The organism is Prosthecobacter sp., from assembly GCF_020439865.1.
Taxonomy (GTDB): Bacteria; Verrucomicrobiota; Verrucomicrobiia; order Verrucomicrobiales; family Verrucomicrobiaceae; genus Prosthecobacter.
On record NZ_JAGRPF010000027.1, the window covers coordinates 18,148 to 29,637 of the forward strand.

Annotated in this window: 8 protein-coding genes and 1 pseudogene; 5 read left to right on the top strand and 4 right to left on the bottom strand. The window is 59.3% G+C overall.

Annotated elements, in window-relative coordinates; all coding sequences use genetic code 11:
* Window positions 1–7: 7 nt before the first annotated feature.
* The gene (locus KDL09_RS02305) at window positions 8–3,889 is read right to left on the bottom strand and encodes an RHS repeat-associated core domain-containing protein (RefSeq protein WP_294380899.1); all 3,882 of its coding nucleotides are present in this window, start codon (window positions 3,887–3,889) and stop codon (window positions 8–10) included.
* Window positions 3,890–4,459: 570 nt separating this feature from the next.
* Here KDL09_RS02305 and KDL09_RS02310 point away from each other — a divergent pair.
* The 5 genes and pseudogenes from KDL09_RS02310 to KDL09_RS02330 form a co-directional block, all read left to right on the top strand.
* Window positions 4,460–4,612, top strand: a pseudogene (locus tag KDL09_RS02310) (ECF-type sigma factor); the annotation flags it as partial.
* Between the two features lie 73 nt (window positions 4,613–4,685).
* Entirely contained in the window at window positions 4,686–6,128 is a 1,443-nt protein-coding gene (locus KDL09_RS02315) for an Nramp family divalent metal transporter (RefSeq protein ID WP_294380901.1), read from the top strand.
* 8 nt (window positions 6,129–6,136) lie between these two features.
* Window positions 6,137–7,363, top strand: coding sequence for a mandelate racemase/muconate lactonizing enzyme family protein (locus tag KDL09_RS02320; protein WP_294380903.1), 1,227 nt, complete (start codon window positions 6,137–6,139; stop codon window positions 7,361–7,363).
* Between the two features lie 67 nt (window positions 7,364–7,430).
* Window positions 7,431–7,916: a hypothetical protein gene (locus KDL09_RS02325; RefSeq protein WP_294380905.1), complete on the top strand. Its 486-nt coding sequence runs from the start codon at window positions 7,431–7,433 to the stop codon at window positions 7,914–7,916.
* A gap of 2 nt (window positions 7,917–7,918) precedes the next feature.
* Complete coding sequence (locus KDL09_RS02330; protein WP_294380906.1) at window positions 7,919–8,569, top strand: BRCT domain-containing protein; 651 nt, start codon at window positions 7,919–7,921, stop codon at window positions 8,567–8,569.
* Here KDL09_RS02330 and KDL09_RS02335 read toward each other — a convergent pair.
* The 3 genes from KDL09_RS02335 to KDL09_RS02345 all read right to left on the bottom strand — a co-directional run.
* The gene (locus KDL09_RS02335) at window positions 8,566–9,663 is read right to left on the bottom strand and encodes a GDSL-type esterase/lipase family protein (protein ID WP_294380907.1); all 1,098 of its coding nucleotides are present in this window, start codon (window positions 9,661–9,663) and stop codon (window positions 8,566–8,568) included. The two genes, KDL09_RS02330 and KDL09_RS02335, sit on opposite strands and share 4 nt — an antisense overlap.
* Window positions 9,664–9,672: 9 nt before the next feature.
* Window positions 9,673–10,758 (bottom strand): alpha/beta hydrolase, encoded by a 1,086-nt coding sequence (locus KDL09_RS02340; RefSeq protein ID WP_294380909.1) that lies wholly within the window; start codon window positions 10,756–10,758, stop codon window positions 9,673–9,675.
* A 115-nt stretch (window positions 10,759–10,873) separates the two neighbouring features.
* On the bottom strand, window positions 10,874–11,490 hold a 617-nt coding region (locus tag KDL09_RS02345), incomplete at its 5' end, for an aconitase family protein (RefSeq protein ID WP_294380908.1).

Consider the following 11,490-nt stretch of genomic DNA (forward strand, 5'->3'; position numbering starts at 1 on the left):
TTGAGATTCAATCTCGAACACCGCCTACGTTCCTCGAAGGGCGAATCAGGAACTTCCCCTTGTCGCTTACCGGTGAATCGACCCTCCGTCTTATTTTGTTTATCTGCATTTGGAGAGCCTGTGAGTTGGCACGGCGCTCGGCGTCCGAAACCGAGTCCCTTGCCTGCTTGATTCGCGCTTTCATGATTCGGCTGAAATCGAGATCAACATCCGTCATGATTTGATGAATCTGCTCTAGCTTCCGGTCCAAAGCTGAAGGGACCGGAGGCGAAGGCGGCCCGAAGACAGGACCCTGCGGTTGTGCTCCGCCGACATCTGAAAAGGGCTGCACGGTGACCGCATCACTATCCAGTGGCGACAGGCCATACGGATCGGTCAAGGAAATGGGATCACCAGTGACAAACGCATAGCGGTTGAGCGTCAGGGGTTCCGTCGGGTCGCCTGACCAAACATCGCGGTTTACGAAGCGCTTGACTAAAGGGTGATAAAAGCGCGAGCGCATGCAGTAGAGACCATTCGGGTCGGTCATCACGCCATCGCGGCCATTAAAAAGGAACGGTGTCAGCGCGGTGGCAGGATCGCCCGAGTACTCACCGTAGGGTCCGTAGGCAAACCGTTGCGCCACCTGCCCTGCGGCATCGGTCAAGGCGATGGTGCTGCCGCGGCGGTCGTAGTGATACACGCGGTAGCCGGAGGGGCCGTCTTCAGCAATGAGGCCCAGACCGTAAACATAGAAGGTCTGATTCCCGGAAGGATCAGTTCGAATCAAGACCTGAGAAAGCTCCGACACCGGATCCACCACAAAGCGGGTGGTGCCAGCAGTGGTGGCATATGCCACGCGATGATTGAGCGCATCGTAAGAATAGGCAATGCCGCCATGCGCCGAAAGGCGGTTTCGCGCATCGTAGCTGAAAGGGGTGATTGCACCCGTTCGATCCGGCCCGCTGGTCATGTTCCCATCCGCGTCATGAGCACACGACTGGCCATCGAAGGTCGCTAGACGATTATCGGCGCCAATGGTCATCTTGACGGAGGGTGGAAAAAAGTCTGTTATCCCCTCCCGCGTCTCACTGGTGATTCGATCCATCAAACTGTACTGCATATCGATTTGAGCGATGGTAGCAGCGCCTTTCCACACCCTAATCTGAGTCACAACCCCGGTTGAAGCATAATTTCGGGATGTGATCACTCCGTTCGGCTTGGTTTCGCTCGAAAGCCTGCTCAAGCTATCCCAGGTGTACGTCGTGACTCGACCCGCCCAGTCGGTCACTGATGTCAGGCGGCCAGCGGCATCGTAGCCGTACGTCACAACCCGGCCTCCAGGATAGGTGAGCGAAGTCAAGAGTCCCGCACCGTCATACCCATATTCAATCACATTCCCTTCGGCGTCGGTGAAACGCGTCACTCGATCGAGTGCGTCATATTCGAAGCCCAGGGTTTTACTGCCCTCCGTGATGGCCGTGACGTTGTCCACGTTGTCATAGGTGACTGCGACCGTTCCGGCTGGATCGCTCTGGGCGGTCATCCTTCCGGCCGCGTCGTAAGTCATGGTCGCCTGCTGATTGCGGGCGTTGGTCCGGCTGGTCAGAAGGTCACGGTTGTTGTAGCCGTATTGGATGCTGCCGCCGCCTGGCATGGTTTCTGAGGTCATGCGGCCCGCAGCATCATACGAGTAAGCGGTCGTTTGCCCGTTCGCATCGGTTACGGAGGCCAGGTTGCCATCATCATCGTAGGTCAGCGTGCTTTGACCACCGCCGGTCTTGGTCACTTGAGTGAGGTTGCCCGCATTGTCATAGGCAAAGGACGTTTCACGTCCAGCCCATGGAATTGACACCGCCGCCAGACGGTCACAATCGTGGCCCTCGTATCCAAAATAAGTCGTTGTGGTGAGTTCTTTCCCAACGGACGTTATACGGCTCCTCACATCATAGTCGGCAATCATGGGGCTTCGCACGCCGTCGGTTCGAATCACATCTCCGGTCGCATTGAGATACAGCATGGCCCAGGCCAGGCCAGGAGCCAGCCGTGTCCCCGTCAATCGTCCGGCACCATCGTATTGGTATTCGGTCACTCGGCCGGCCGGGTCGGTCACCATCGTTAGATTGTCCTCGGCATCGTAAACATAGGTCGTCAGCCCGTTTACTGGATCGCGCGTGGTGAGGCGGTTGCCATTCCCGTCATACGTATGCGTCGTGACCCGGCTGGCGGGATCAGTGGCGGTGAGAACATGCCCGTGGCTGTCATACGTCCAGCGCCAGTGGCGATTCAAAGGGTCCGTCATTTCGGTTACCCGGTCCATACCGTCGAGCGCCCATGTTGTGCTGCCATTGGCTGGATCGGTGGTTCCAATGAGTCGGCCAGCCGCATCATACGTGAACTGAGTAGTTTGACTCGCCTCATCGGTGATGCTTTGCAACACGCCGCCAGCGCTGTAACTCCAGGTAGTCACACCACCGCGCGGCCGGGTACGCGTGAGTGGCTGCTGCGCTGCATTGTAAGTGAATAGCGTGATCTTGCCCCGTGGATCCGTGATACTCGTGACACTGCGGTTGCCATTGTAAGAAAACGTGGTGGTGTGATTCAAACTGTCCTGCTGGCTCGTCCGGTTTCCCGCCTCGTCATACGTGCTTGTTTCGCGTAAACCGATGCTGTCAGTCACGCTTAAAACGTTCCCCGCAGGGTCAAGCAGGCGCTTGATAGCGGCAAAGCGCGGATCAGTGGCGTATTCGAGAAGGTTTTCGTTCGCCGGAGGGGCGGTATTGACAAAAGCCATGTTGCGACTGCCCGGCTCACCTCGCGACTCGAGACGATACTCATCGTCATGGATAAAGCTGTATCCGTTCCCCAGCCGGTCCTTGAGCGTCGTCACGATATGACCAGGGTAAATCTCCTCGTCGTAGTTGATTGTCGTGACGGGGTGGCCTGGCACGCCGTCCGATTGGATGGTGACCCGGCCGCTGCCATCATAAGTGTTGGTGAACAGTATGCGCCCCTCCTGATCCACTGCCGTGAGCACCTGACCGGTGCTGTTGTACCCGTAGAAGGTGGCGTTACCCGCGGGGTCCGTCAGCAGTTCGAGATCGCCGTCCGCGTTGTATTCAAGGCGCACTTCGCGATTGAGGGGATCGCGGACGGTTAAGAGTCTGCCCGCGCCGTCGTAAGCGAATGTCAAAGTTCTTCCTGTGGTCGAATCCGCGAGAGCGGCCACACGTTGATTCGCGTCTCTACTGACGGTGACGCGCCGTCCATGCCGGGTCACGCGCGCCGTCAGTCTGCCAGCCGAGTCAAACTCCCAGGCATCACCCGCCTGCCTTTCCAGCCGCCACCCTCCGCCTGTGCCAGAGACAACGCGGTCGTAACGGACATCCCAATCAGCGCTCCGCCACGGGCCGGTCGGCGTAGTGCGGGTGAAACGATTCGCCCTCGTGTTGATCCAATGGATCGTCACCGCATCATTGGGAGCATCGTAAGAAGCGCGCGCTTGCCAGTCATGCGCCCAACTCCGGCCAACGAGGTTTTCTGCTGTTCTGACTGAGAGATGCTCAAGCACCAACCCGGGTTCGTCATCCAACACCCCGAAGAAGAAAGCGCGCCGTATGAGGTGTCCGCCGGTGGCCATGTCAATGGGGTCAGCCGCGTGACTCAGCCCCTCACTTCCACGATTCGACGCGGCCGCATCCGTTTGCGCGTTGATACCGGATTTAACGCCCGGAGTGCTGGTGCCTACGCAAGATGTGGCCATGCGACTCGCATACAAGCCCAGTTCGCTCAAAGTGGTGCGTTGGCCGTTCCGGAGGATACTCAATTCGTTTAAGTAGTAGCTTTCAGGGATTTGCCCTGCGGCTAATTGCTGATCCAATGTGCGTTTCCATTCTTCATAGAAGTCCAAGGCTTGGAGGCGACTGTTGAACTCATTCCTACTCGATTCGCAATCCGTAAACTGCGCCCTCGCGACTGTAGCCAAAAGAGCCAAGCCAGCCAAGAGCGCCGCGCTCAAGCGCACAATTGCCTGGGGGCCTTGATCGGGCCAACTAGCCCGACCGTTATCTAAAACGCAAAAAAAACGCATAGGAGCCAGTTTAGTTGACGGCGATTCCGGGCAAAGGAAATAACTCTTGTTCAAAATACCGCGGCAGTGAAGCTTTCAACATGGAAAAGAGCCAGATAACGCGAATATGTGAGACGGCGCCACGTGAGAGAACTCAGGTGATTCATGCTCAAGAATTCCTGAAGTTTGAATGCATCATGTCATAGTCAGGCAGCGATCAGAACCAGAAAAGCTGAGGATCACGAGGCATTTCTCAAAACCGCCAGCAACCAGTATGCGACGTTGCTCGCTGAAGCCCGCGCCTTTATCGCTACGGATTAGACGATGCCGTAGAACTTTCTACCGGGTCAGGCAGACGTTGACCTCGACCACAGTTGCACTAAACGTGATCCTGGAAGCTGCGCCGCGCATGACGCCCGCAAAGCGGAACTCGTGACGATCCGCTACTTTGTGGGCCTCACCATCGATGAAGCCGCTGAGGTGCGCGGCATTTCCGCGCCGACCGCGAAGCGCTACTGGATCTATGCCCGCGCGTGGTTGTATCGGGGGCTCCAGGCGGGTTGAGGGTTGGAAGAAATCCACCTCTCGCACGGGGAAGATGGGAATCAGCGGTTTTGAGAACGTAGTATGCCGGTTCATGAATCCTAACCCCCCCCGGACGCAGCCCATCTCCCCTCCGCCTTGGAATGTGGACGAACTGCCCGCGCCGCTGCCGTTCAGCCTGCGCAATGCGCTGCGCACGATCGGGCCGGGGGCAATTCTGCTCGTGGGCGCGATTGGCATGGGCGAGTGGATCGCGGGACCGCTGTTCGTTGTGCAGCATGGACGCAGCGTGCTGTGGATCGCCACGCTGGCGTTTGTGCTGCAGTCATTGCTCAATCTCGAAGCGGTGCGCTACACACTCTACACCGGCGAGCCGATGCTCACAGGGTTCATGCGACTGCGACCGGGATCGAAGGTGTGGGGTGTGTTTTATTCACTCGCCGGATTCGCCCAGCTCGGCATGCCCGCGGCGGCCGCGGGATGTGCGGGCGTGGCATTTGCGATCTGGCAAGGTCTTGCGCCGGTGGATGGGGATGCCTCGATGGTGACGTGGATCACCGTCGCGATCACGCTAGTGTCTGCGGTCGTGCTCGCGTCCGGCAAAAAGGTCGAGCGGCTGCTGGAGCGGCTGTCGTGGGTGATGATCATCTTCATCTTTGGCTTCCTGCTTTGGGTGAACTTCACCTTCGTGCCGATGAAGGACTGGAGCGGCACGTTGACGGGCTTTTTCTCCTTCGGCGCGATTCCTGAGAAGATTGATTTCGTCATGCTCGCCGTGTTTGCCGCGCTGGCGGGTAGCGGCGGCATTGGCAATCTCGCCATCGCCAACTGGTTTCGAGACAAGGGCTTCGGCATGGCCTCCAAGACGGGCAACATGGGCGGTGTGTGGAGCACGGAGCAGACGCTCGCACCGGTGGGCAGCGTGTTTCCGATCAACACGGAGAATCTGCGCCGCTGGCGCGACTGGTGGCGCTACGCGATGATCGACCAGTCCGGCCTGTGGCTGCTCGGCTGCATCGTGGGCATGTTTTTGATGACGAATCTGGCCGCGTCGCTGTTCCAGCCGGGCATGCAAGTCTCCGGCGTGGCAGCGGGCGTGTTTCAGGCCGCGGAGATGCGCAAGCTGTGGGACGGATTCTGGTATCTGGCGCTGCTGAACGGATTCTGGATTCTGTTTTCGACCACGCTGACCAATGTCGATGTGCTGGCGCGCGTGATCGCGGACATGGCCTGGGCGGGCGGAGCCGTGACAAAGAAAATGCCTGTGGGCCGGATCTACGGTCTGCTGCTGCTCGGCTTTACGGTGTTCGCCTGCTTCGGCGCGTTTGTCGGCGATGCAAAACTGCTGCTCTCGATCCTCGGCGCCACCGCTGCGCCTTTGACGGCTTTCTCCGCGCTGCAAATCCTGCGCGTGAACACCACGTTGCTCCCAAGTGAACTGCAACCGCCGCTCTGGCGCAAGATCGCGCTCGTCGCGACCGCCTTGTTCTACGGCGCGATCTCCGTCGCCATGCTTCACCAGATTTTCTTCCCCTGATCCCCACCATGTCACGCATCACCGCCATCGAAACCGCCATTCCGTCCGGCATCATGCCGAATCTGCTGCTCGTCCGTATTCACACGGAGGACGGCTTCATCGGCTGTGGCGAGACGTATTACACGCCGCATGCCATCGCATCGCTCATTCACGACTGGATGGTGGAACGCCTGCTCGGCGCAGATGCGCTCGCCATCGAATCGCACTGGCGCTTCCTCTACGAGCGCTGCACGCCGTTCGGTCATCCGGGCGCGGAAATGCGCGCGCTGTCGGCGATCGACCTCGCACTGTGGGACATTCTCGGCCAGGCGTGCCAGCAACCTGTGTATCGTCTGCTCGGCGGGCCGGTGCGCGATGCGATTCCCGTTTACAACACGAGCGGCGGACCAAGTTACGGCGCGCTCGTTGGCGTGAAGGACTCGCCACGGCATCCGGGCTGGCCGGGTTACGGCGACATCGGACAAAAAGGTCCGCTACAGGACAACTGGGCCTCCCATTTCGCCGCAGGCGATCTGGCGGAGGAACTGCTCGCCGAAGGCATCACCGCGATGAAGTTGTGGCCCTTTGACCGCGCCGCGCATCGCAACGGCGGCCTGCATATCTCGTGGGCCGATGTCGAGGAGGCAATGAAGCCGCTGCGCGAGATCCGCGAACGTGTGGGCATGGAAATGGACATCGCCATCGAAGGACACGCGTTCTTCCATCTGCCCGCCGCCGAGCGCATCGCGGACGCGCTGCGCGAGATCAAGCCGCTGTGGCTCGAAGACGTGCTGCGCGTCGATCACGTCGGCACGCTGGCCGATTTCCGCCGCCGCAGCGGCTTGCCCATCGCCGCCAGCGAGATGCTGCTCGGGCGGAAGGAATACCTCGCCGTGCTGCAAGCGCAGGCCTGCGACTACTGCATGGTCGATCCCACGTGGAACGGCGGCATCAGCGAAACGCGCCGCGTGATCGACATGGCGCAGACATTCAACGTGCCCTCCACCATCCACGACTGCACCGGCCCGCTCACGCTCTTCAGCGGCCTGCATCTCGCCGCGTCATCGACGAACGTCGTCTTCCAGGAAACCGTGCGTGCGCACATCCGCTCGTTCTACGACAAGCTGGTCGACACACTGCCTGTCATCACGAATGGGAAGGCGCAGTTGCCAACGGGAACGGGTTTGGGGACGAAGCTGAAGGATGAATTGTTCCGCGAAGGCGTGAATGCGTGGCGGAAGAGTGTGGTTAAATAGGAATTGGTTTAGTCCAGAACCAATCATGGGGATTTGCCAACCATCCAAAGGCCATCCAATTTGATCTATGGACGATCTCTTTTCGCAAGCAGATGCTCAATCAACCGTGAGCCGTCAGGCGCGCACTCGCATCTTGAATCCCGACTTGGTCACCAAGCGATTCTCCACCGAATGGGCTTTTGTGATGCCATCTGCATTCAGGGCGGCATTGGACATTCAGCTCTCAGCAGTCGTGGAAGATGGCAAGTCAACGCAAGCTTGGACTCAAGGACAGAACTATGACTTCAGCGCAGGCGACACCATTTATGACACTGCTCTCGCCTATGAGGGTTGTTGGTCTGAAGCATTGCCTCACATTCGCACATGCCTTCAAGTCTTATCAGCTCGAAAAGCGGCTCCTGCGGCTTTCACGCCTGGTGAAGTGACGTTTCAAGCTCTGCACCCCAGCAACGGCAAGCTCACCACGAGTGGCACCTACAAGGGAACACAAGCCGAGTTTGTTGCACTGCTTCGCTCAGGGACGTGGCAGGACAAGAATCACTCCGACCTGTAGCCATGGCCCGCCTCTATTACCTGAATCGCACTGATCGGCGCACGCCACAGTATCAGGCTCCCATGCAAGCATGGGAGAACGCTGATGCCGTCATTGCGCAGATCAAATCGTTCATCGCAGGAGTATTGGCGGACAATCAGGTCAACGAACCTGAAGCAAACGCACTTCATCGACTCCTGATGGAACGTTCGGACGCCATCAAGCAGATTGGCTTTCCACTTACGGATCTCGCAAGCCGTGTCGAATCCTTCGCCGCAGACGGCATATGGACACCTGGCGAGTTGACCGAACTTAAAGAAGAACTGGATGCGTTCACGAACCAGCCGCTGAATCAACAACCTCCCCGTTCAAGCCTTTCCATTTTCACCGAACCAGCACCTGTGATCTCTTATCCAGGAAATGAATTCGTGATTACTGGGAACTTTGCCTTCGGAACACGCAACCAGGTCCTCAAAGCGATTGAAGAGCGCGGCGGCATCCCCCACGAACGTCCCCGTCAGAATACTCGATATGTCGTGGTGGGTTCTTTTGTCTCAGAAGGCTGGGCTCACGGAAACTACGGACGCAAGGTTGAGGCTGCGATGGATTTGAGAGCCAGCGGATGTGATGTTTCGATCGTCAGCGAAGAGCATTGGCGATCCTCACTTCATTAGAACTTCGACTTCATCCACGAATAAAAGCTCGCACCGATCTGGGCGTAGCCGGTGGCGTTGGGGTGGACGCCGTTGTTGTTGGGGTAGCCATCGACGGGATCAAGGTTGAGTTCGGTGGGGACGATGAAGATGCCGTCTTTTTCGCGATTGGAGAGACGTCCGAGCATGCGCTGGACGAGGCGGTGCTGAATGCGCTTCCAACCCCAGCGCGGGTATTTGTCCTTGTAGTTGGCGGTGAAGCCTTCCTGACGTGAATTCGGCGGCGTGGTGAGGCCGACGGCGAAAACGGCCTTGGGCGCGGCCTTGTGAAACTCGGCGAGGAGTTTGTCGGCGTTGTCCAGCACCTCGTTGATCTTAGCGTCGGGGTTGTTGGGATCGGCCCCGAAGCAGTCGTTGATGCCGAGGAGGAAGGTGACGATATCGGGCGGTTGGTTGTCGCAATGCTCCTTGAAGTAGCGGTTCAGATCAAAGACGCCGGTTTTGCCGTCGGCCGAAGGAAAGATGAAGGGACTGGTGGCTTTGCGGGCGAGCGGGCCTGCGGTCGCGCCGGGAGTCGGCGCGGTGTATTTGGTGAGAAAATCCACCCACTTCCAGCCGCCGTAGCCTTCGTGTCCGACGGTGGGCAACGCGGACGCAGGCTTGTGCGTGCCGAGCATCGTCCACTTTGGATTGCCGGGGCGTGAGAGCAGGTTGGCGATCTCGTTTGGGTAAACGGTCGCGTGAGTGAGGCTGTCGCCAATGATGAGAAAACGCAGCGTTTTGCCGTCACCGGCTTTGCGCGGCGAGACGTGCAGCGTGGTCCGGCCCTGCTCCAGCACTTTGCCAGAGGCGTCCTTCACCGTGATGGCGATGGGATGATCGCCGACATCGGAGTCCCTAGGCGTCGCCGTCCAGCGTTGCGCTTCGTTTTTGCCGATGTCGCAGGTGAACTCGAAGCGGTAGCCCTGCGGCGTCTCGGTGAGGACGATGTTGTCGTGGTAAATGCTCATCTCCACGTCCGGCGTGGCATAGACGACGGGAGGAAGAGTGAGTTGGAGGTCACCGGCGAATGCCGAGGCAGCGTGGACGAGGCAGAAACAGAAAACACGATTCATGGCGTCCGATTACGGAATGGCGGCGGTGAATCGTTCCATGAAGCGAAGGATGGCGGCGGTGGAAAGCTGGCCGCCGGGCGAAGACGGAAAGTAATCGGTGCCGTGCGTGCCCCACGGAAACTCGATGAAGTGATGATCATCGCGATGGGCGAGTCGTTGGTTGAAAAGACGACTGTGACCGATGCCGACAAGCGAATCGAGCGTGCCGTGAATGAGCAGTGTGGGAAGGCTGTACGTATCGAGGAACTCGGTGGCGGAGGCGGTGCGATAAGCATCGGGAACCTCATGCGGATCGCCGCCCATGTATTGGCGGACGAGCGTGAGCGATTTCAAGAGATCGTCCGGCAGCGCCCACTCGCGGGCGATGAACATGTTCGGCGTGCCGTAAACGATGATGCAACCGCGTGCGCCGAGCTCCGGCATGCTGAAGGCGCATGCGGCCGCGATTTGCGAGCCAGCGGAACGGCCCATGAGCACGATGCGGTTCGTGTCGATGCTGAATTCGGCGGCGTGTTCGCGAATCCACGCAAAAGCGCGTCGTGTGTCCTCGGCTTGAGCAGGCCACTTGTGTTTCGGCGCGAGACGATAGCCGAAGGAGCACAAGACGTAGCCGTTCGAGGCGAGTTCGGTGTTCGCCCATTGGAATTCGCCCGGATCGCCGCTGTCCCAGCCGCCCGTGTGCGCGATGACGAGGCATGGGAGCGATTTGATTGCTCCAGCGGGGCGATGAATCACGATGTCGAGTGATTCGTCACCGTCCTGCCAGTAGGTGCGGCGTTCACTACTCACCGCGGGTTGATTCAGTCGGATCGGAAACCATAGACGAAGCCAGGAGAAGGGCAGCGTCTCGGCTTTGGCGATGCGCGACGCCTGAACGGCGGGAATCATGAAGACGCAGGCAAGTGCGACGAAAGGCAGGGCAAGCCAGCGTGACGTTTGAAGCGCCGGATAAGCGAGGATGAGCGACAGCAATGCGAGCCAATGGCCGAACTCCTGCGTGACGAGCTGCGCCTGCCATTGCAGACGAGTCGGCGTCATGGTCCACGCGTTGAGCGCGAGGAGAGCCAGGATGATGAGCGCCAGAGTCAGGACCACGGATTTCAAGAGACAGATTCTATCCGCCTGATGGCCGGCTTTGGTTTCATCAAATCAGAAAAAGAGGACGGACTCTCGCGAATCCGCCCTCCTCGTGAAGTTGTGTCTTTTGCGATCAACCAGCGATCGTGAACACCTCGCGGGCATCGGCGATGCTGCCGGTGAGGGCGGCGGCGGCGACCATGATGGGGCTCATGAGGACGGTGCGGCCGGTGGGGCTGCCTTGGCGGCCTTTGAAATTGCGGTTCGAGGACGAAGCGCAGAGCTGGTCGCCGACGAGCTTGTCGGGATTCATCGCGAGGCACATGGAGCAGCCTGCACCGCGCCATTCGAAGCCGGCTTCGCTGAAAACCTTGTCGAGGCCTTCCTGACGGGCGAGCACATCGACGATCTGCGAGCCTGGAACAGCGATGGCTTTGACGCCGGCGGCAACTTTGCGGCCCTTGATGAACTTCGCCACTTCGCGGAAGTCGCTGAGACGGCCGTTGGTGCAGGAACCGATGAAGGCGACGTCGATCTTCGTGCCCTTGATCGGCTGACCGGCAGGCAGCTTCATGTAATCGAGCGCGTCCTGGATGGAGATGCGCGCAGGTTCGGTGGTGGCGCTGTCGGGCGTCGGCACGTTTTCGGTGACAGCGATGGCCTGGTCCGGGCTGGTGCCCCAAGTGACGGTCGGCGGCACGTCTTCCGCTTTGATGTTCACGATATCGTCATAAACGGAGTCCGCGTCGG

Coding starts and splice junctions, on each gene's coding strand:
- KDL09_RS02315 (WP_294380901.1), top strand. CDS start 4,686: ATGAATCCTAACCCCCCCCGGACGCAGCCCATCTCCCCTCCGCCTTGG.
- KDL09_RS02320 (WP_294380903.1), top strand. CDS start 6,137: ATGTCACGCATCACCGCCATCGAAACCGCCATTCCGTCCGGCATCATG.
- KDL09_RS02325 (WP_294380905.1), top strand. CDS start 7,431: ATGGACGATCTCTTTTCGCAAGCAGATGCTCAATCAACCGTGAGCCGT.
- KDL09_RS02330 (WP_294380906.1), top strand. CDS start 7,919: ATGGCCCGCCTCTATTACCTGAATCGCACTGATCGGCGCACGCCACAG.
- KDL09_RS02335 (WP_294380907.1), bottom strand. CDS start 9,663: ATGAATCGTGTTTTCTGTTTCTGCCTCGTCCACGCTGCCTCGGCATTC.